General features: G+C 48.3%; 30 protein-coding genes. All 30 read right to left on the bottom strand.

Annotated features, from left to right (window positions below; translation table 11 throughout):
- Nucleotides 1-36: 36 nt before the first annotated feature.
- Nucleotides 37-1,518 carry an amino acid permease gene (locus NSQ19_RS00870; RefSeq protein ID WP_340702177.1) on the bottom strand — a complete coding sequence of 494 codons (1,482 nt, stop codon included), beginning with the start codon at nucleotides 1,516-1,518 and terminating at the stop codon, nucleotides 37-39.
- A gap of 187 nt (nucleotides 1,519-1,705) precedes the next feature.
- Entirely contained in the window at nucleotides 1,706-2,323 is a 618-nt protein-coding gene (cysC, locus tag NSQ19_RS00865) for an adenylyl-sulfate kinase (RefSeq protein ID WP_340702176.1), read from the bottom strand.
- 33 nt (nucleotides 2,324-2,356) lie between these two features.
- Entirely contained in the window at nucleotides 2,357-3,511 is a 1,155-nt protein-coding gene (sat, locus tag NSQ19_RS00860) for a sulfate adenylyltransferase (RefSeq protein ID WP_327077236.1), read from the bottom strand.
- A gap of 452 nt (nucleotides 3,512-3,963) precedes the next feature.
- Nucleotides 3,964-4,356, bottom strand: a complete 393-nt coding sequence (gene rpsI, locus NSQ19_RS00855; RefSeq protein WP_013858111.1) for a 30S ribosomal protein S9 — start codon at nucleotides 4,354-4,356, stop codon at nucleotides 3,964-3,966.
- Nucleotides 4,357-4,377: 21 nt separating this feature from the next.
- Nucleotides 4,378-4,815 (bottom strand): 50S ribosomal protein L13, encoded by a 438-nt coding sequence (gene rplM / locus NSQ19_RS00850; RefSeq protein WP_013858110.1) that lies wholly within the window; start codon nucleotides 4,813-4,815, stop codon nucleotides 4,378-4,380.
- Between the two features lie 200 nt (nucleotides 4,816-5,015).
- Nucleotides 5,016-5,753, bottom strand: a complete 738-nt coding sequence (gene truA / locus NSQ19_RS00845) for a tRNA pseudouridine(38-40) synthase TruA (RefSeq protein ID WP_029141992.1) — start codon at nucleotides 5,751-5,753, stop codon at nucleotides 5,016-5,018.
- Nucleotides 5,750-6,559: an energy-coupling factor transporter transmembrane component T family protein gene (locus tag NSQ19_RS00840; protein WP_340702175.1), complete on the bottom strand. Its 810-nt coding sequence runs from the start codon at nucleotides 6,557-6,559 to the stop codon at nucleotides 5,750-5,752. Before NSQ19_RS00840 ends, truA begins: the two co-directional genes overlap by 4 nt.
- On the bottom strand, nucleotides 6,556-7,425 hold the full coding sequence (locus tag NSQ19_RS00835; protein WP_019722048.1) for an energy-coupling factor ABC transporter ATP-binding protein: 870 nt from the start codon (nucleotides 7,423-7,425) through the stop codon (nucleotides 6,556-6,558). The genes NSQ19_RS00840 and NSQ19_RS00835 overlap by 4 nt, the downstream gene beginning before the upstream one ends.
- Nucleotides 7,401-8,249: an energy-coupling factor ABC transporter ATP-binding protein gene (locus tag NSQ19_RS00830; RefSeq protein WP_013858106.1), complete on the bottom strand. Its 849-nt coding sequence runs from the start codon at nucleotides 8,247-8,249 to the stop codon at nucleotides 7,401-7,403. The genes NSQ19_RS00835 and NSQ19_RS00830 overlap by 25 nt, the downstream gene beginning before the upstream one ends.
- Nucleotides 8,250-8,775: 526 nt before the next feature.
- Nucleotides 8,776-9,186 carry a 50S ribosomal protein L17 gene (gene rplQ, locus NSQ19_RS00825; RefSeq protein ID WP_029141994.1) on the bottom strand — a complete coding sequence of 137 codons (411 nt, stop codon included), beginning with the start codon at nucleotides 9,184-9,186 and terminating at the stop codon, nucleotides 8,776-8,778.
- 48 nt (nucleotides 9,187-9,234) lie between these two features.
- Nucleotides 9,235-10,179, bottom strand: coding sequence for a DNA-directed RNA polymerase subunit alpha (locus tag NSQ19_RS00820; RefSeq protein ID WP_340702174.1), 945 nt, complete (start codon nucleotides 10,177-10,179; stop codon nucleotides 9,235-9,237).
- A 180-nt stretch (nucleotides 10,180-10,359) separates the two neighbouring features.
- Nucleotides 10,360-10,749 carry a 30S ribosomal protein S11 gene (rpsK, locus tag NSQ19_RS00815; protein ID WP_013858103.1) on the bottom strand — a complete coding sequence of 130 codons (390 nt, stop codon included), beginning with the start codon at nucleotides 10,747-10,749 and terminating at the stop codon, nucleotides 10,360-10,362.
- A 21-nt stretch (nucleotides 10,750-10,770) separates the two neighbouring features.
- Nucleotides 10,771-11,136, bottom strand: a complete 366-nt coding sequence (gene rpsM / locus NSQ19_RS00810) for a 30S ribosomal protein S13 (RefSeq protein WP_013858102.1) — start codon at nucleotides 11,134-11,136, stop codon at nucleotides 10,771-10,773.
- 21 nt (nucleotides 11,137-11,157) lie between these two features.
- A complete protein-coding gene (gene rpmJ, locus NSQ19_RS00805; protein ID WP_003156543.1) occupies nucleotides 11,158-11,271 on the bottom strand; it encodes a 50S ribosomal protein L36 in 114 nt (37 codons plus the stop codon).
- A gap of 102 nt (nucleotides 11,272-11,373) precedes the next feature.
- Nucleotides 11,374-11,592 carry a translation initiation factor IF-1 gene (gene infA, locus NSQ19_RS00800; protein WP_013858101.1) on the bottom strand — a complete coding sequence of 73 codons (219 nt, stop codon included), beginning with the start codon at nucleotides 11,590-11,592 and terminating at the stop codon, nucleotides 11,374-11,376.
- A 567-nt stretch (nucleotides 11,593-12,159) separates the two neighbouring features.
- Nucleotides 12,160-12,810: an adenylate kinase gene (locus NSQ19_RS00795; protein ID WP_340702173.1), complete on the bottom strand. Its 651-nt coding sequence runs from the start codon at nucleotides 12,808-12,810 to the stop codon at nucleotides 12,160-12,162.
- Between the two features lie 47 nt (nucleotides 12,811-12,857).
- Nucleotides 12,858-14,150 (bottom strand): preprotein translocase subunit SecY, encoded by a 1,293-nt coding sequence (gene secY / locus NSQ19_RS00790; protein ID WP_340702172.1) that lies wholly within the window; start codon nucleotides 14,148-14,150, stop codon nucleotides 12,858-12,860.
- Entirely contained in the window at nucleotides 14,150-14,590 is a 441-nt protein-coding gene (gene rplO / locus NSQ19_RS00785) for a 50S ribosomal protein L15 (RefSeq protein WP_340702171.1), read from the bottom strand. The genes secY and rplO overlap by 1 nt, the downstream gene beginning before the upstream one ends.
- Before the next feature lie 30 nt (nucleotides 14,591-14,620).
- Nucleotides 14,621-14,800: a 50S ribosomal protein L30 gene (rpmD, locus tag NSQ19_RS00780; protein WP_013858096.1), complete on the bottom strand. Its 180-nt coding sequence runs from the start codon at nucleotides 14,798-14,800 to the stop codon at nucleotides 14,621-14,623.
- 13 nt (nucleotides 14,801-14,813) lie between these two features.
- The gene (gene rpsE / locus NSQ19_RS00775; RefSeq protein WP_013858095.1) at nucleotides 14,814-15,314 is read right to left on the bottom strand and encodes a 30S ribosomal protein S5; all 501 of its coding nucleotides are present in this window, start codon (nucleotides 15,312-15,314) and stop codon (nucleotides 14,814-14,816) included.
- 23 nt (nucleotides 15,315-15,337) lie between these two features.
- The gene (rplR, locus tag NSQ19_RS00770; protein ID WP_340703156.1) at nucleotides 15,338-15,700 is read right to left on the bottom strand and encodes a 50S ribosomal protein L18; all 363 of its coding nucleotides are present in this window, start codon (nucleotides 15,698-15,700) and stop codon (nucleotides 15,338-15,340) included.
- A gap of 31 nt (nucleotides 15,701-15,731) precedes the next feature.
- A complete protein-coding gene (gene rplF, locus NSQ19_RS00765; protein ID WP_017554010.1) occupies nucleotides 15,732-16,268 on the bottom strand; it encodes a 50S ribosomal protein L6 in 537 nt (178 codons plus the stop codon).
- 29 nt (nucleotides 16,269-16,297) lie between these two features.
- A complete protein-coding gene (gene rpsH / locus NSQ19_RS00760; protein WP_013858092.1) occupies nucleotides 16,298-16,696 on the bottom strand; it encodes a 30S ribosomal protein S8 in 399 nt (132 codons plus the stop codon).
- 29 nt (nucleotides 16,697-16,725) lie between these two features.
- Nucleotides 16,726-16,911 (bottom strand): type Z 30S ribosomal protein S14, encoded by a 186-nt coding sequence (locus NSQ19_RS00755; RefSeq protein ID WP_014096494.1) that lies wholly within the window; start codon nucleotides 16,909-16,911, stop codon nucleotides 16,726-16,728.
- Between the two features lie 28 nt (nucleotides 16,912-16,939).
- Complete coding sequence (rplE, locus tag NSQ19_RS00750) at nucleotides 16,940-17,479, bottom strand: 50S ribosomal protein L5 (protein WP_340702170.1); 540 nt, start codon at nucleotides 17,477-17,479, stop codon at nucleotides 16,940-16,942.
- A gap of 25 nt (nucleotides 17,480-17,504) precedes the next feature.
- Nucleotides 17,505-17,816 carry a 50S ribosomal protein L24 gene (rplX, locus tag NSQ19_RS00745; protein WP_013858090.1) on the bottom strand — a complete coding sequence of 104 codons (312 nt, stop codon included), beginning with the start codon at nucleotides 17,814-17,816 and terminating at the stop codon, nucleotides 17,505-17,507.
- 38 nt (nucleotides 17,817-17,854) lie between these two features.
- On the bottom strand, nucleotides 17,855-18,223 hold the full coding sequence (gene rplN, locus NSQ19_RS00740; RefSeq protein ID WP_013858089.1) for a 50S ribosomal protein L14: 369 nt from the start codon (nucleotides 18,221-18,223) through the stop codon (nucleotides 17,855-17,857).
- A gap of 47 nt (nucleotides 18,224-18,270) precedes the next feature.
- On the bottom strand, nucleotides 18,271-18,534 hold the full coding sequence (gene rpsQ, locus NSQ19_RS00735; protein ID WP_013858088.1) for a 30S ribosomal protein S17: 264 nt from the start codon (nucleotides 18,532-18,534) through the stop codon (nucleotides 18,271-18,273).
- Nucleotides 18,535-18,554: 20 nt separating this feature from the next.
- On the bottom strand, nucleotides 18,555-18,758 hold the full coding sequence (gene rpmC, locus NSQ19_RS00730) for a 50S ribosomal protein L29 (protein ID WP_340702169.1): 204 nt from the start codon (nucleotides 18,756-18,758) through the stop codon (nucleotides 18,555-18,557).
- Nucleotides 18,748-19,182 (bottom strand): 50S ribosomal protein L16, encoded by a 435-nt coding sequence (rplP, locus tag NSQ19_RS00725; RefSeq protein ID WP_340702168.1) that lies wholly within the window; start codon nucleotides 19,180-19,182, stop codon nucleotides 18,748-18,750. Before rplP ends, rpmC begins: the two co-directional genes overlap by 11 nt.
- Between the last annotated feature and the right edge of the window lies 1 nt (nucleotide 19,183).

Below are 19,183 nucleotides of genomic sequence, written 5' to 3'. Positions count from 1 at the left end.
CGCAACATGGGCGCGCGCTTTAAGCCAACACACCGCTCAGGGGCACGCATCCTTTTTTTCAGTATGCTCCGGCTCCTGGTCAAATCCCCGGTCATCAATCCGGCATGCCTCAAGCGGGATGACTTTTGTCCGCTTTACGAGCTTGTAGCCGAGCCAAATGATGGCAAAAAGCGGGATGCCGAGATACGCGGCAATGGCGCTCATCCAGTCGATACGACCGCCGAGGAATGCCTGATAATCCTGCGCAAGAATGACGATCACGCCGACAATCAGCGCAAAAATCGGGCCGAACGGGTACCATTTCGCATGGTAAGGGAGGTCGTCAAGTGAACGTCCCTGTGCGAGATACGCTTTCCGGAAACGGTAATGGCTGGCGGCAATCCCGAGCCAGAAAATAAAGCCCGTGACGCCCGCTGCATTCAACAGCCAAATATAAATGGCGCCGTCCCCGAATGCGGATGCGAGAAATGCAAGCGCGCCGACAATGGTCGTGGCAACAAGGGCTGCGACCGGCACGCCGCGTTTGTTCAGTTTGCCGAAAAACTTCGGCGCCTGGCCTTCATGGGCCATTGCATACAAAATCCTTGTTGAAGCATACAGGCTCGAGTTTCCCGCCGACAGCACAGCCGTTAAAATGACCGCATTCATTAGGGATGCAGCAAACGCAAGCCCCGCTTTTTTAAAGACAAGTGTAAACGGGCTCACCATTACATCCGTACTTTGCAAACTTTTTGTCGTATAAGGGATAATCAGCCCGATGACAAGAATTGCAAGGACATAAAACAACAAAATGCGCCAGAAAATGCTTTTGATTGCTTTCGGGACGTTTTTGCGCGGATTCTCGCTTTCCCCAGCTGCAACGCCGACAATTTCCGTCCCCTGGAATGAAAATCCGGCTGTAATGAACACGCCAAGCACGGCAAGCGCACCGCCGTGGAAAGGCGCATCCCCGATTGTAAAGTTTTTAAAGCCGGCCGGTGCCCCGCCCAATATGCCAAATATCATGCATAAGCCGGTAACAATAAAAAGGATAATGGTCGCCACTTTGACAAAGGAAAACCAGTACTCTCCTTCGCCATAGCCTCTCACGGACAAAATGTTCAAAAGAAAAATCACGAGCAAAAACAGGCCGCTCCACAACCAGCTGGGGCTGTGCGGAAACCAAAATTTCATGACCAGCGTCGATGCCGACAGTTCCGCTGCAAGACAAATGGCCCAGCTGTACCAATAATTCCAGCCGAGCGCAAAACCGAGCGCCGGATCAATAAAGCGGGTTGCATACGTACTGAATGCCCCGCTTGTCGGCATAAATGAAGCCAGTTCCCCGAGGCTTGTCATAATAAAATAGACCATCACACCGATAACCAAATAGGCAAGCAGTGCTCCCCCCGGGCCAGCCTGGTAAATTGCGGCGCCGCTTCCGAGAAAAAGCCCGGTCCCGATCGAGCCGCCGAGTGATATCATGGTCAGATGCCGTGCCTTTAAACGCCGTTTCAGGCCGGATTTTTGTGTTGCCATCGTATGTTCATCTCCATTTATCTATCATACGCATCTGGTTAAAATAAATCACAACGTCCATACCATAGCACAAAAAATTCCGGATGAAAACAGGATTTTGCATATTTCCAGCATTTTGTTGCATAATCTTACATACCTATGTAGAAAAACGTGCAGCAAGGTTTTGCACCTGCTGCACGTTTGCCGTTTATAAAACCGGCTGCTTTTCGATGTACCCTTTTTCTTCCAAAAAGCGGATTACCTGCCCGACAGCCTGTTCCAGCGGCTGTTTATGGGTTTCCACGACAAGTTCCGGATGTTCCGGGGCTTCATAAGGGGCATCTATGCCGGTAAAATTTTGTATTTCCCCATTGCGGGCTTTTTTGTATAAGCCTTTCGGGTCCCGCTGTTCACATGCTTCCAGCGGGCAATTCACGTAAATCTCTACGAATTCATTGCCTTCGACCAGTTCGCGCACCATGTCCCTGTCAGCACGGTACGGTGAAATGAATGCCGTCAGCACCATTACGCCGGCATCCACGAACAGTTTTGACACCTCTCCGATGCGGCGGATATTTTCTTTCCGGTCTTCCGGGGAAAACCCGAGATTTTTATTCAACCCGTGGCGGATATTATCGCCATCGAGGATATACGTGCGGATCCCCCGCCTGTGGAGTTCCTGTTCAACGGCGACGGACAGCGTTGATTTCCCCGCACCGGATAACCCGGTAAACCAGAGGACTGCGCTAGAGTGCCCGTTTAACCTCCGGCGGTCTTCTTTTTTAATTTGGGTTTCATGCCATGTGATATTGGTTGCTTTCGCCATGCGGCCGGTTCCCTCCTTATGATTTGCGGACGTTTAATTGTGCACTTTCATCCCTTTGATCAGCACTTCTGCCACTTCCGGCCGGGAAAATTCTTTCGGCGGTTTTTGGCCGGCGCGCAGCATTTCGCGCACTTTTGTCCCGCTCAAATGAATATGGTCTTCTTTTCCGTGCGGACAGGTTTTCGTTGTGGCCATATTGCCGCATTTCGTGCAGTAAAACGCATGCTCAAATTTTAAAATGGTAATGCCCAGTTCCTGCTCCACAGTGCTGATCAGTTCCTGTGCTTCATACGTCCCATAATAATCGCCGACGCCGGCATGGTCCCGGCCGACAATGAAATGGGTGCAGCCGTAATTTTTACGGACGAGCGCATGCAGGATTGCTTCCCGCGGGCCTGCATAGCGCATGGCGGCAGGGTAAATAACAAGGCGCACACGGTCTTTTGGATAATAATGTTTCAAAATCACTTCGTAACTTTCCATCCGGATATCCGCCGGAATATCATCGCTTTTTGTCTCGCCGACAAGCGGGTTTAAAAGCAGCCCGTCAACGATTTCAAGCGCGCTTTTCTGAATGTATTCATGGGCGCGGTGGACCGGGTTGCGCGTCTGGAAGCCGACAATCGTTTTCCAGCCGAGGGATGCAAACAATGCCCTTGTTTCTTTCGGATCTTTATAATAAGCGGCAAACTCGTCATGATTCGGGCGGTTTAAAAGCGTAACCGGCCCTGCAAGATATACATCCCCGTTTTCATATAAGCGTTTAACGCCGGGGTGCGCCGGGTCGGTTGTCCCGTAAACGAGCCTTGCTTCCCGTTCTTTATCCACTGTATACTTTTCTTCCAGTGTGAGCGTGCCATAGATTACGCCGTCTACGCCTTTTAATGCGAGCGTTTCGCCGGTATCAAACCTTTCCGCTTCCTCTTCTGTTACGGGAAGCGTGATCGGAATACTCCAGATAAGGCCGTTTGAAAGCCGCATATTTTCCACAACCGTTTCATAATCCTGCTTCCCCATAAACCCGGTCAGCGGGCTGAAGCCGCCGATGCCGATCAGCTCCAAGTCGGAGATGCTCCAGTCGGAAACGGTTAATGCCGGTAATTGTTCTGCCTGTTTTAAAGCTTCCGCACTGTGGTTTTCCCGGTTTACCAATATACCGCCGTGCGGGATGCTCGTTGAAAAAGCCATGTTCCAATTTCCTCCACTCGTTTACATTTTTCCTATAAAAACAATTGGAATACTTCCGTAATATTTATTTTAGCATTAAACAGATTATTTTTGCATTTATTTTTTGCAAATTTTGACGGATCATGGGTGAGCGCGCTGTCCTCTTTCAAATCGCTTCTCGACACGCTCATGATAGGCTCCGGACTGAAAAACTTCCTGCGATGTTGTTCCTTCAAGGGCAAGCAAGTATAATGCCTTTACATCCTCAGCGATGTCTTCACACTGCATAAAATCATCAAGGCTTGTATGGTTGTGGCTCGTTTGCAGTGCCGGGTCAATAAACGATTCGATTTTCTGCCTCAGCTCCGTTTCGTCTTCCTGCAACAGCAAATGAAGGGTGCTAGCGGGTTTTTTTTGGACATAAAAAAGACCCTCCCCACATAAGTGAAGAGAGCCTTTGAAATGCCAATAATTTAACGTTTCGAGAACTGAGGTGCACGACGAGCGCCTTTGAGACCGTATTTCTTCCGTTCTTTCATACGGGCGTCACGTGTCAGAAGGCCTGCGCGTTTTAACACTGCACGATATTCAGGATCAGCCTGCAGCAATGCGCGGGCAATACCGTGGCGGATTGCGCCAGCTTGGCCTGTGAAACCGCCGCCTCTTACGTTTACGAGAACATCGTAGCTGCCGTTTGTTTCTGTTATATTCAATGGTTGTTTAATCACTTCAACTAAAGCTTCGAACGGAATGTAATCTTTTACATCGCGCCCGTTAACCGTAATATTGCCGTTTCCAGGAACTAAGCGGACACGTGCAACAGAACTTTTGCGGCGTCCGGTCCCGGCGTATTGTACTTGTGCCAAAATAATGCCCTCCTTTTAAAATTATCCGCGAAGTTCGTAAACTTCCGGTTTTTGTGCTTCATGCGGATGCTCTGCGCCAGCATACACATGCAACTTTTTAAACATCTGGCGTCCAAGGGAACCTTTCGGAAGCATGCCTTTAATAGCAAGTTCCAGCATTTTTTCCGGATAGTTCGCACGCATTTCGCCTGCTGTGCGCTGTTTCAAACCGCCTGCAAACTGGCTGTGGCGGTAGTAAATTTTGTCTTCCAGTTTTTTGCCTGTCAATTCTACTTTAGAAGCATTCAGGATGATCACATGGTCGCCCGTATCCACGTGCGGTGTGAAAACCGGTTTATGTTTGCCGCGTAAAATGGATGCCACTTCAGAAGCGAGGCGCCCAAGGGTCTTGCCTTCAGCATCCACTACGTACCATTTACGTTCAACTTCGTTTGCTTTTGCCATATAAGTCGTACGCATGAGTTACCCTCCTAAAAAATATTCACAAAAACACAGTCATGATCTATTGTCATTATCACAATAAGTTTCCGGGGCTTATCGTGGAGTTAAAAAAACAATACCATAGGTTATAATATCGTTTTGGGGCAAGAATGTCAAGCAAATGTTACGCCTGGGTCGGTTGTTTTTATCTTCTTTTTATCATGCGGATCCATGCCCCGTCAATAAGTTACTTTCCATAAATACAATCCTTCCGGCGGCGCGGTTTTGCCCGCATAGATCCGGTTGCGTTTTTCAAGGATTTCGCGCATTTCACCGGGCTCGCGCTTGCCGCTGCCGATTTCAAGCAAAGTGCCGGTTAAGATCCGCACCATATTGTATAAAAAGCCGTTTCCTTTAAAACAGATCACCAATTCATCGTCCTGCCGCAAAAACCGGATCTCTTTCAACGTGCGGACCCTGTCTTCCGCCTCCGTTTTTGCCGAGCAAAAACTCGTAAAATCATGGGTGCCAAGCACGGCGTTTGCCGCCGCTTCCATTGCCCCGGTATCAAGCGGAAACCAGACTCTTAACGCGTAACGGTGCTTAAATGGGCTGCGGACATGGGAAAAATAGATCCGGTAGCGGTATTCCTTCTCTTTTACCGAGTAGCGCGCGTGAAAACCGGGGCCCACATACGCCGCTGCCGAAACTGAAATATCGCCGGGAAGCAGGCTGTTTAAAGCGGCCGGCCAGCTTGTTTCCGGAATAGAAAGATCCGTATCGAAATGGACCACCTGCCCCATCGCGTGCACGCCGGCATCCGTCCTTCCGGAAGCCGCCGTTTTCACGGGGCGGCCTTTATGAAGAGCGGCCAGCGCCTTTTCGATTTCCTGCTGGACCGTCCGCTGCCCCGGCTGGACCTGGTACCCCGCGAACCGGGAACCGTCGTAACTGACCGTACATTTTACGCGCTTCATAAAATCCCCCCGTCACGGAACAGCACGAGCAGGATGATAACGGCGGCCAGGGCGCAAATGGACAGCGTATCAGCCGTGCGCCAGATGAGCAGGCGGTATTTTGTCCGCCCCTCCCCGCCCTGGTAGCCGCGGGCTTCCATTGCCGTTGCCAGCTCTTCCGCACGTTTGAACGAACTGACAAACAGCGGAATTAATAAAGGAATAATGGCTTTCACCCGGTCTTTTATACTCCCGCCGGAAAAATCGACACCCCGGGCCATCTGCGCCTTCATGATTTTTTCCGTTTCGTCCATTAATGTCGGAATGAACCGCAGTGAAATGGACATCATTAACGCCAGTTCATGGACCGGAAATTTTACTTTCCGGAGCGGCGCAAGTAGCATTTCAATCCCGTCTGTCAGCGAGATTGGCGTTGTCGTCAGCGTCAAAAGCGATGTTAAAAAGATCAACAGCATAAACCTGAGCGAAATAAACACGCCCTGCCGGATCCCTTCACTATAAATATGAATAAATGCATAATGGAAAACAAGGCTGCCCTCACGATTGAAAAACAGCTGCAGAAAAAAGGTAAAAATGACCAGCCATAAAATCTGCATTAACCCTTTAATAAAAAAACGGACAGGGACTTTTGAAACCAGCATAACAAGCAAGGTAAAGATTACGAGAATCCCGTAGGTGGCCGCATTATTGGCCAAAAATACAATACAAATAAAGACGAATACAAAAATCAATTTCGAACGCGGATCCATCCGGTGAATGACGGAATCGCCCGGAATATAACGCCCGAAAATCATTTTTTCCATCATGCGCGCCCACCCCGTTTCAAAACCGATTGCAATGCTTCCGCAAGTTCTTCTACTGTCAGGCATGTCTTTTTGAACTTCATACCGGTTTTTTTCTCGAGCATGGTCTGGAAGCGGACAATCTCCGGCACGCTTAATCCCCATTTTTCAAGCAACCCGGGATCGGAAAAGATGTCACGGGGTGCACCTTTTTTCATCAATTTCCCCTGGTGCAAAATGACGAGTTCATCGGCATACAGGGCGGCATCTTCCATGCTGTGGGTAACAAGCACAGTCGTTAAATGCTTCTTCCGGTGCAATTCGTAAAACATGCCCATCATCTCGTGGCGCCCGCGCGGATCAAGGCCGGCAGTCGGCTCGTCCAGCACAAGCACATCCGGTTCCATCGCAAGCACACCGGCGATGGCAACCCGCCGCATTTGCCCGCCTGACAGGTCAAACGGCGATTTTGCAAGAATCTCTTCTGAAAGCCCGACAAGCCGGATGAGTTCCCTTGCCCGCTGTTTCGCTTCTTCATCCGGAACGCCGAAATTTTTCGGGCCGAAACAGATGTCTTTTTCCACCGTTTCTTCAAACAGCTGGTGTTCAGGAAACTGGAACACAATCCCGACTTTTTGCCGGATCGTCTTCAAGTTTTTTTCCTTTTTTCCGCCTTCAATCACCCGGCCGCCGATCGTTACTTTTCCTTTTGTCGGCTGGAGCAGGGCATTCAAATGCTGCAGCAGCGTCGATTTGCCTGAACCGGTATGCCCGATCACGGCGATATAGCGGCCGGACGGGATGGCGAGGGAAATGTCATAGAGCGCAAGCCTTTCAAACGGCGTATTCGGCTGATACCGGTATTCTACTTGTTCAAATGCAATGTCCATAGTGCATCCACCAATTCTTCATCTGTTAAATAAATTTCCGGTAAGTCCAGGCCCCTTGCTTTAAGCGCTTTTGCCATTTTGACCGGGAACGGAATATCGAGGCCAAGCGCGGTCAATGTCTCATCCATTTGAAAAATGTCACGCGGTGTGCCTTCCCGGTAGACCTCCCCGCGGTTCATCACGATCATTCGTTCCGCCTGGGCGGCTTCTTCAAGATCATGGGTAATCGAGATGACGGTCAGCCCCGCTTCTTGTTTCAACTGGCGGATCGTCTCCAGCACTTCTTTGCGGCCGACCGGATCGAGCATGGATGTAGCTTCATCCAAAATGATCACTTCCGGCTTAAGCGCGATGATCCCGGCAATCGCCACCCGCTGTTTTTGCCCGCCTGATAGATGGTGCGGTTCGCGGTCCAGAAAGTCCGACATCCGAACCCGCTTTAAAGCATCATGGACGCGTTTCACCATTTCCTCACGCGGCACACCGTGGTTTTCCAGCCCAAATGCGACATCATCCTGAACGGTTGTGCCGACAAACTGGTTATCGGGATTTTGAAACACCATGCCGACGCGCCTTCTAATTTCCCAGACATTTTCATCCGACAACTTGAGGCCGGAAACCGTTATCGCGCCTTTTCCGGGAAACTGCAAGCCGTTCAGGAGCCTCGCCAGCGTAGACTTTCCGGATCCGTTATGCCCGACAATGGCCAGCCACTCGCCTTTATAAACTTGAAAAGAAATATTTGTTAGTGCATATGTTTCCTGTTCCGGGTAACGGAAGGAAACCTGGTCGATGTCAATGATCACGTTCGCGCTGTCTGCCAATGCCGGATTCCTCCTCTGTAACCTGCTTTCTTTGCACGGTTCAAACATGCCAAGCAATCCTTCTTCATCCTCTTCAGCATCATTTTCATCCTGATGGCGGCGCCTTAAAGTTGCAGCAGGGGCAGCCTTCATGCGCCTGCCCCTGCGCCGGCAACAGCCCGTTTAAAAACGGTTTATCTCACGAACGACGATGCCAATGTTTCGCCTGTTTGCTTGTATTTATATTCTACCGTATTGTCGTGCAGTTTGGCGGGTAAAATATCCCCATAATAAAAAAGCCTGCACCCCTCTTCAGTGTAGACGTTAACAATCCGGCGTACAGAAATAAAAAGGGGTGCAAGAGCTAGACGGGCCACAAAATGCGCCCATCGTAACACTCACAGTTTGTTGCATCACGCATAAAAGAAAAGGTTTCATAAACACAGGCTGCCCTCTAGCTGCAAGCCTGCGATGACGAACCGAAAAAAGATAGAAAAAGGGCAAAGAAGCAGTTAAGATTCTTTCAACTGTCCAGCCCTTGAGAAAATCATTCGTTTACTTGCTCTTGGTCTTGCTCTTGCTCTTGCTCTTTCTTTTCAACGAATTCAATAATCGCAACCGGCGCACCATCCCCGCGGCGCGGGCCTACTTTCAAGATGCGGGTGTAACCGCCCTGGCGATCCGCGTAACGTTCTGCAATGACCGAGAATAATTTTTGAACAGCATCCTGTTTTGTTTCTGCGTCAGCTGTTTCATGGCGTACATATGCAGCAGCCTGGCGGCGGGCATGAAGATCACCGCGTTTTCCAAGCGTAACTAATTTTTCAACAACCGAGCGTAATTCTTTTGCGCGTGCTTCAGTTGTTTCGATGCGTTCATTAATGATAAGGTCTGTTGCCAAATCGCGCAGTAATGCTTTACGTTGGGCGCTTGTGCGTCCTAACTTTCTGTAAGGCATGAAGTTCCCTCCCTTATGTTGGATTAATCGCTTTGCCTTCTAACCGGCTCAGTCGTCTTTGCGCAAACCCAAGCCCAAATCTTCGAGCTTTGCTTTGACTTCTTCAAGGGACTTGCGGCCAAGATTCCGGACTTTCATCATATCTTCTTCCGTTTTGTTGGCCAGTTCCTGAACGGTATTGATGCCGGCACGTTTCAGGCAGTTATAAGAACGGACTGAAAGATCAAGTTCCTCAATTGTCATTTCAAGCACTTTTTCTTTCTGGTCTTCTTCTTTTTCCACCATAATTTCCGCATTTTGTGCTTCATCCGTCAGTCCGACGAAGATGTTCAAATGCTCGGTTAAAATTTTGGCGCCTAAAGCAATTGCTTCTTTCGGGCCGATGCTGCCGTCAGTCGTGACATCCAGTGAGAGCTTATCATAATTGCTGACTTGCCCTACCCGGGTATTTTCGACCTGGTAGCTCACGCGTTGAACCGGGGTATAAATAGAATCTATTGGAATGACACCAATTGGATGGTCTTCCCGCTTATTTTGATCAGCAGGAACATAGCCGCGGCCTTGGTTGGCAGTCATGCGCATACGCAAATGCCCGTTTTCGGCAACCGTCGCAATATAGAGATCCGGATTTAAAATCTCCACATCGCTGTCATGCGTAATATCGGCTGCTGTCACAGCGCCTTCTCCCTGTATATCAATCTCAAGCGTTTTTTCCTCATCGGAGTAGATTTTCAAAGCCAGCTTTTTGAGGTTCAAAATAATGCTGGTCACATCTTCAACAACGCCTTCGACTGTCGAGAATTCGTGCATCACGCCATCGATTTGGATGGATGTGACAGCGGCACCCGGGAGTGAAGATAATAGGATACGACGTAAGGAGTTACCCAAAGTAGTACCATATCCACGCTCAAGCGGTTCTACGACGAACTTGCCATAAGTAGCGTCATCGCTGACCTCAACCGTTTCAATTTTTGGCTTTTCAATTTCAATCATTCAAATTAACCCTCCTTCAAAACGTCGAAACCCCGTATAGCACCCCAGAAAGAGCCCTATTCGAAATTCCCCATGCAAAATTCCCTATTATGCATAACAACTGGATCATTCAAATCATTTTTTTGCAGATTATGCATCATATCCCATTATAGACAAGGATACAAAATCTATACAAAAAAATCAGACACGGCGACGTTTTGGCGGGCGGCAACCATTATGCGGCACAGGTGTTACGTCTTTAATGGCTGTAACTTCAAGCCCGGCAGCCTGCAGGGCACGGATAGCGGCTTCACGGCCTGCGCCAGGTCCTTTTACAGTTACTTCCAAAGACTTCATCCCATGTTCCATCGATGCTTTCGCGGCTGTTTCAGCAGCCATTTGTGCAGCAAACGGCGTTGATTTACGAGAACCTTTGAAGCCGAGCGCACCGGCACTGGACCATGCAACAGCATTCCCATGCACATCCGTGATCGTAACGATTGTATTGTTAAAAGTGGAACGAATATGAGCGACACCTGATTCAATATTCTTTCTTACGCGGCGTTTGCGCGTATTTGTTCTGCGTGCCATATGAACAACCTCCTTTGCTTATTATTTCTTCTTACCGGCAACCGTTTTACGCGGGCCTTTGCGTGTACGGGCATTGTTTTTCGTGTTTTGCCCGCGAACAGGAAGACCGCGGCGGTGGCGGAGACCTCTGTAGGATCCGATTTCCATCAGGCGTTTAATGTTCAAGGAAACTTCGCGGCGAAGATCCCCTTCTACTTTCAGCCTGTCCACGATATCACGGATTTTGTTTACTTCATCCTCTGTTAAGTCGCGGACGCGTGTATCTTCAGAAATTCCGGCCTCAGCAAGAATTTTTTGTGCAGTTGATTTACCGATTCCGTAAATGTATGTTAAAGAAATAACAACACGTTTATCACGTGGAATGTCAACACCGGCAATACGAGCCATACAGGTGCACCTCCTTCAAATTTATCCTTGTTTTTGTTTGTGTTTCGGATTTTCACAGATTACCATTACTTTGCCTTTTCTGCGGATAACCTTGCATTTTTCGCAGATCGGCTTCACAGATGGTCTAACTTTCATGGTTTACCCTCCTTAATATACGGAGTACAGGCCCGGTACCCTTTATCCAGACAGATTCCCCGGGCAGACTTTCCGTTTCACCGAAAAAGCCGTGTATCTACATTATTTAAACCGGTACGTAATTCTACCGCGGGTCAAATCATATGGGGACAGTTCAACTGTTACTTTATCGCCCGGCAAAATGCGGATAAAGTTCATCCGGATTTTACCCGACACATGCGCAAGAACAGTGTGACCATTTTCTAATTCTACCTTAAACATGGCATTCGGCAAAGTTTCGCTTACAATGCCCTCAACTTCAATAACGTCATCTTTCGCCATCGAACTATTCTCCCTCCTCCTAACATTTAGGACCTGGCAATGATACTTTTCCAAAACCTTAAAACGATTAGGCTCGCCAAAACTCCCGCTTCAGGAAGCGGCCGGCCTGCTGCATATTCACGTAAACCGGCTGATCCGGGGGACCGGCAGGAGCTGATAAACGTTCCCAAGGTTACATGGTTCTTTCATGTCAGTCTTGACCAATCCCATGTCCGGCATACATGTGAACGAACGAAAGCCATTTGCACAGAATTGAATTGCATGAGAGACGTTCGAATGGCGCTTACTGGCAATCCTGACAACGGAAGCCGCCTTCCTCATCTATTGATTATAAGTTAACTGATGAAGCAAATCGCCAATAAAACAGAGCCGTCATTTCACCCGTGAAATATCCAGCGGTGAAAATGCCACGAAAACCATTATAACCTTTTTAAGCGGAAATTGCATCAAACTTGAAAAGTTTTTTACCGTCAGGACACAGCCGAAAAGCCGTCCGGATAAAACTTCCAAAGGTGGTTTCCATCCAACGTGATTGCGGCTCTCATGAATTCACCAAGTCGTTCACGTTTAACCCAGTTGGCCCAGCAATTGATCGATATCCGCAAAAACTTGATGAATATCCTGCTGGCCGTTTACATTCCGCAAATAGCCTTTTTCCTCATAAAAGTCCAGCAGCGGCCGGGTTTGCTTCATATTGACATCGAGCCGGTTCCCGACAGTTTCTGCGTTGTCATCCGGCCGTTGATACAGCGGGCCGCCGCATTTGTCGCAAACGCCCTCCGTTTTTGGCGGATTAAACACGAGATGGTAAGTCGCACCGCAATTTTCACAAATTCTCCGACCGGTCAGCCGCTCTGTCAGAATCTTCCGGTCCACCTCTATGTTGATAACATAATCAAGCCGTTTGCCAAGGCTGCTTAAAATATTTTCCAAAGCTTCTGCCTGGGCAACCGTCCGCGGGAAACCGTCAAGCAGGAAGCCATTTTTGCAGTCATCCTTGCTTAACCGTTCGCGCACGATCCCGATCGTTACTTCATCAGGGACCAGTTCGCCTTTGTCCATAAAGGACTTGGCTTTAAGCCCCAGCTCCGTTTCTTCCTTTATCGCCGCCCGGAACATGTCTCCGGTGGAAATGTGAGGAATGGCATACTTATCAATGATTTTTTCGGCTTGAGTCCCTTTACCGGCTCCGGGAAGGCCCATTAACACTAAATTCATCGTACAGCCCCCTTATTCCTGACATGGTTTCAAGTGCAAAACCATTTTTATTTGATAAAGCCTCTGTAATGGCGTTTAACAAGCTGTGCTTCCAGTTGCAGCATCGTTTCAAGCGCAACCCCGATCACAACGAGCAGGCTTGTGCCGCCGATTCTGGCGGAAGTCGGGAGCCCGATGACATTCGTGAAAATGACAGGCAGAATGGCAATCACAGCAAGAAAGATTGAACCGACGAATGTCAGCCGGTATAAAACCGAAGTGACATATTGCTGTGTGTTTTTGCCCGGGCGGATCCCCGGAATATAGCCGCCTTGTTTCTTTAAATTGTCGGCAAGCTGCTCCGGATTGACTTGTACGAATGCATAAAAGTACGAAAAAGCGATAATCAACGCCACATAAATCAAAGCTCCGACCGGTTTTGTATAGTCAAAAATATACTGGATGTTGCTTGCCACACTGCTGGAACCGAAAAACGAAGCAATCGTCTGCGGCGCAATAATGAACGAAATCGCAAAGATAACCGGAATGACCCCGGCAGCATTGACCTTTAAAGGCAAATGCGTTGACTGCCTGCCGGTTGTTGCCCTGCCGGAAATGTGCTGGGCATACTGGACCGGTATCTTTCTCGATGCCTGCTGGAAATAGATGACTCCGACCACAATGGCCAGAATGATCAATGCAAGAAAAGCCAGCAAAACAATCTTCAAAAACAGCTGGGAACCGGCATTTTCAATTTGCTGTGCGTAAATCTGGTTGATGGCTGTCGGAATCCCGGCAATAATGCCGGCCATAATCAAAATGGAAATCCCGTTTCCTACGCCTTTGGCCGTAATTTGTTCGCCGAGCCACATCAAAAATGTGGTACCGGCTGTCAACGTCAGTGCGATGATCAAATACGTCCAGAAACCGGACTTCGTAATCAGTGCCCCCTGCGCCAAATTATTAAAGCCATATGACATGCCGAAGCCTTCAATTAAAGCCAGGATAACCGTAAAATAGCGTGTAAACTCACTCAGCTTACGACGCCCCACTTCACCCTGTTTTGCCCACTCGGCAAACTTCGGCACAACATCCATTTGCAAGAGCTGCACAATAATGGAAGATGTGATATATGGCATAATGCCCATTGCAAAAATGGAAAAGTTCTTCAGCGCACCGCCCCCAAAAGTGTTTAGAAAGCCGACTAAACCGTTTTGGGTGGAGGCTTCCAATACGGAAGCATCCACATAAGGAACAGGAATAAAGGCTCCTATGCGGAATACAACCAGCATGAGGAGGGTGAAAATAATTTTATTTCTTATCTCACCCACACGCATCAAATTGGCGATTGTCTTGAACATTAAATCACCTCGGCTGTACCGCCAGCAGCTTCTATGGCTTCTTTGGCAGCAGAGGAGAATTTATGTGCTTTTACGGTCAATTTTTTCTCGAGTTTGCCGTTTGCAAGCACTTTTACGCCCGATTTTTCCTTGCTGATCACACCTGTTTCCAATAAAAGGGCAGGCGTTACTTCCGTGCCTTCTTCAAAACGGTTTAAAACGTCCAGGTTCACAATGGCATACTCTTTACGGTTAATGTTCGTAAAACCGCGTTTTGGCAAACGGCGGAACAACGGGGTTTGGCCGCCTTCAAAACCGAGGCGTACACCGCCGCCGGAACGGGCGTTTTGGCCTTTGTGCCCTTTGCCGGCTGTTTTTCCGTTGCCGGAACCAATACCGCGGCCGACACGGTTGCGTTTTTTACGAGATCCTTCTGCAGGTTTTAATTCATGAAGTTTCATGGTTGCACCTCCTTATCTTAAAATCAAAAATTATTGTTCCGATACAGAAACAAGATGGGACACTTTATTGATCATGCCGCGAATTGCAGCATTGTCTTCTTTCTCAACAGTCTGGTTGACTTTGCGCAGGCCGAGCGCTTTTACCGTATCGCGCTGATCCTGCGGGCGGCCGATGACACTGCGGGTGAGGGTGATTTTCAATTTTGCCATGAGCGTTCCCTCCTTAACCTAATAATTCTTCGACAGATTTATTGCGCAGTTTCGCAACTTCATCCGCACGCTTCAATTGTTTAATGCCGTCCATTGTGGCACGGATCATGTTAATCGGTGTGTTTGAACCAAGCGATTTGGACGTAATATCCGCAATACCCGCAAGCTCAAGGATCGCACGGACAGGGCCGCCGGCGATAACACCGGTACCAGGGGAACCCGGTTTCAGCAGGATTTTGCCTGCACCGAAGTGGCCAACAACTTCGTGCGGAATCGTTGTGCCCGCAATCGGTACCTCTACAAGATTTTTCTTCGCATCTTCAACAGCTTTGCGGATCGCATCCGGCACTTCCTGCGCTTTTCCGGTTCCAAATCCGACATGTCCGTTCCGGTCGCCAACAACGACAAGTGCGGAAAAGCGGAAACGGCGCCCTCCTTTTACCACTTTGGCAACGCGGTTAATCGTAACAACACGTTCCTCTAACTCAAGTTTGTTTGGGTCAATACGTAGCATGTAAAATTTCCCCTCCTTTTTGATTAAAATTGTAATCCGTTCTCACGGGCTGCATCGGCAAGCGCTTTGATACGGCCATGATAGAGATATCCGCCGCGGTCAAAAACAACTTCTTTGATACCTTTTTCCACTGCGCGCTTTGCAATCAATTCGCCCACCTTTTGTGCAGCTTCCACATTTCCGGTTGACTCAAGGCTCAACTCTTTATCGAGCGTGGAAGCGCTGGCCAGTGTGACGCCATTTACATCATCAATCAATTGGGCATAAATGTTTTTGTTGGAACGATAGATACTCAGGCGCGGACGTTCAGCCGTTCCGCTTAATTTTGCGCGGACGCGTGCATGCCTTTTTTTGCGTACTTGATTTTTATCCGGCTTCGTGATCATCGAATTCACTCCTTTCTCATCCTAGGCGGCATTATTTACCGGTTTTACCTTCTTTTCTGCGTACATATTCGCCTTCGTAACGAATCCCTTTGCCTTTATAAGGTTCAGGCGGGCGGACGTCGCGGATGTTGGCGGCAAATGCGCCGACGCGTTCTTTGCTTACGCCTTTTACGACAATTTTTGTATTGGAAGGCACTTCGACTTCCAGGCCTTCTTCCGGTTCAAATTCAACAGGATGGGAGTAGCCGACGTTCAATACGAGTTTTTTGCCTTGTTTTTGGGCGCGGTATCCAACCCCAACCAGTTCCAAAGATTTTTCAAAGCCTTTCGACACCCCTTCCACCATGTTTGCGAGCAGTGCGCGGGTCGTTCCGTGCAAAGCGCGGTGGTTTTTGCTGTCTGAAGGGCGTGTTACGTGAATGATATTGTCTTCTACGGCAATGTTAATATCAGGGTTGAAGCTGCGGGTCAGCTCACCTTTAGGCCCTTTAACCGTAACTGTATCTCCGTTAATGGTTACCGTAACGCCGGATGGAATTTCAACCGGTTTTTTTCCTATACGTGACATAATTTACACCTCCGTTCAACGTCAAATGATTACCAAACGTATGCTAAAATTTCTCCGCCGACATTGTTTTTCCGTGCTTCTTTGTCGGTTAAAACGCCCTGAGAAGTAGAAACAATTGCGATGCCAAGCCCGTTCAGCACTTTCGGCACTTCACCTGCTTTTGCGTATACGCGCAGGCCCGGTTTGCTGATGCGCTTGATCCCTGTAATGACGCGTTCGTTGTTTGCGCCGTATTTCAGGAAGATCCGGATAATCCCTTGTTTGTTATCCTCGATATATTCAACATCACGCACGAAACCTTCACGTTTCAAAATCTCGGCGATCTCTCTCTTAATCTTGGAAGCCGGGACTTCCAATTTTTCATGACGCACTGTATTTGCATTACGGATACGCGTAAGCAAATCTGCAATCGGATCAGTCATGACCATTTCTTTTACCTCCTTCCCAAATTCGAGTTTTACCAGCTGGCTTTTTTCACGCCAGGAATTTGACCTTTATATGCAAGTTCGCGGAAACAAATACGGCAAAGTTTAAATTTGCGAATGACGGAATGCGGTCGGCCGCATCGTTCGCACCGGGTATAAGCCTGAACTTTATACTTCGGTTCACGTTTTTGTTTCGCAATCATTGATTTTTTAGCCACGTTTTCGCCTCCCTTTTTAGCGCCCGCTTTATTTTTGGAATGGCATTCCGAGCAGGCCTAACAGTTCACGTGATTCTTCGTCCGTGTTCGCAGTGGTGACAATGACGATGTCCATCCCGCGCACTTTGCTGACTTTATCGTAATCAATTTCAGGGAAGATCAGTTGCTCTTTAATGCCGAGTGTATAGTTTCCGCGGCCGTCAAATGATTTTTTCGATACGCCGTGGAAGTCGCGCACACGCGGAAGCGAAACTGAAATCAGTTTATCGAGGAATTCGTACATGCGCTCGCCGCGGAGGGTTACTTTCGCGCCAATCGGCATCCCTTCACGAAGGCGGAAACCTGCGATCGATTTTTTCGCTCTTGTCACAACCGGTTTTTGGCCGGAAATCAACGTTAATTCTTCTACTGCATTGTCGAGCATTTTTGCGTTTTGGACAGCATCGCCAACACCCATGTTGATCACGATCTTTTCAACTTTAGGCACTTGCATAACGGATGTATAGTGAAACTTGTTTGTTAAAGCAGGAATAACTTCTTTTTCATATTTTTCTTTTAGGCGGTTCATGTCGTGTACCTCCCTTCATGTTCAACTATTTATCTAAAACTTCACCGGATTTTTTTGCTACACGCACTTTTTTGCCGTCCCTTATTTCATATCCGACACGTGTCGGCTCATTTGTTTTCGGATCAATCGGCATCACATTGGACACGTGAATGGGCGCTTCCATATCGAAAATACCGCCCTGTGGATTTGCCTGGGAAGGTTTCGCGTGTTTTTTGACAATGTTCACGCCTTCCACAATCACACGGTCTTTTTTCGGATATGCCGCAAGGATCGTACCGGTTTTGCCTTTATCTTTGCCGGAGATCACCATTACCTTGTCACCTTTTTTGACATGCATTACAGTCGCACCTCCTTGATTGTCACAAACTGTATCGATTAAAGCACTTCCGGAGCCAGTGATACGATTTTCATGAAATTGTTGTTGCGCAGTTCACGTGCAACAGGCCCGAAGATACGCGTGCCGCGAGGGCTCTTGTCGTCACGGATAATGACGCATGCATTTTCATCGAAACGAATATAAGAACCGTCGCTGCGGCGCACTCCGCTCTTTGTACGGACCACAACAGCTTTCACTACATCACCTTTTTTAACAACGCCTCCAGGTGTTGCTTGTTTTACCGTAGCAACGATGACATCTCCGATATTCGCGGTTTTCCGGCCGGATCCGCCCAATACTTTAATCGTCAAAACTTCACGTGCACCTGAGTTGTCAGCTACTTTTAAACGGGTTTCTTGTTGGATCATCCTCGTTTACCTCCCTTCGGAATCAACCGTATCCGAACTGATACAAATTAGATAATGACTGCTTTTTCAACGATTTCCACCAGGCGGAAACGTTTTGTAGCAGATAACGGGCGTGTTTCCATGATTCTTACGATATCGCCGACTTTGGCTTCGTTGTTTTCATCATGTGCCTTGAATTTTTTCGAGTATTTTACGCGTTTGCCGTACAGAGAATGTTTTTTGTAAGTTTCTACAAGAACAGTAACGGTTTTATCCATTTTGTCTGATACGACACGGCCGGTGTATACTTTGCGTTGGTTGCGTTCACTCATGTATCGCGAACCTCCTCCCATTATCGGTTGGTAATTCCAATTTCTCTTTCACGAATGACGGTTTTCATGCGGGCAATCGATTTACGAACTTCACGAATGCGGGCAGTGTTCTCTAATTGTCCGGTCGCAAGCTGGAAGCGAAGGTTGAACAGCTCTTCCTTCAGCGACTTTACTTTTTGTTCAATTTCGGCAGTGGTTAAGTCACGAATTTCTTTAGCTTTCATTAGATTCACCACCAATTTCTTCACGTTTTACGAACTTGCATTTAATCGGCAGCTTGTGGGACGCAAGGCGCAAAGCTTCGCGTGCGACTTCTTCAGGAACACCGGCAATTTCAAACAAAATCTTGCCCGGTTTCACAACAGCCACCCAACCTTCAGGCGCACCTTTACCGGAACCCATCCGGACTTCAAGCGGTTTTGCTGTATATGGTTTATGAGGGAAAATTTTTATCCATACTTTACCGCCACGCTTCATATAACGTGTCATCGCAATACGGGCAGCTTCAATTTGGCGGTTTGTAATCCAGGAAGCTTCCAAAGCCTGCAAACCATATTCGCCAAATGCAACTTCAGTGCCGCCTTTTGCACGGCCGCGCATTTTTCCGCGGCGTTCACGGCGGTATTTTACACGTTTAGGCATCAACATG

The organism is Weizmannia sp. FSL W8-1119 (genome assembly GCF_038008605.1).
Taxonomy (GTDB): Bacteria; Bacillota; Bacilli; order Bacillales; family Bacillaceae_C; genus Weizmannia; species Weizmannia coagulans.
The sequence above is the reverse complement of the archived record's forward strand: the minus strand, read 5'-3'. Positions and strand labels throughout refer to the sequence as shown.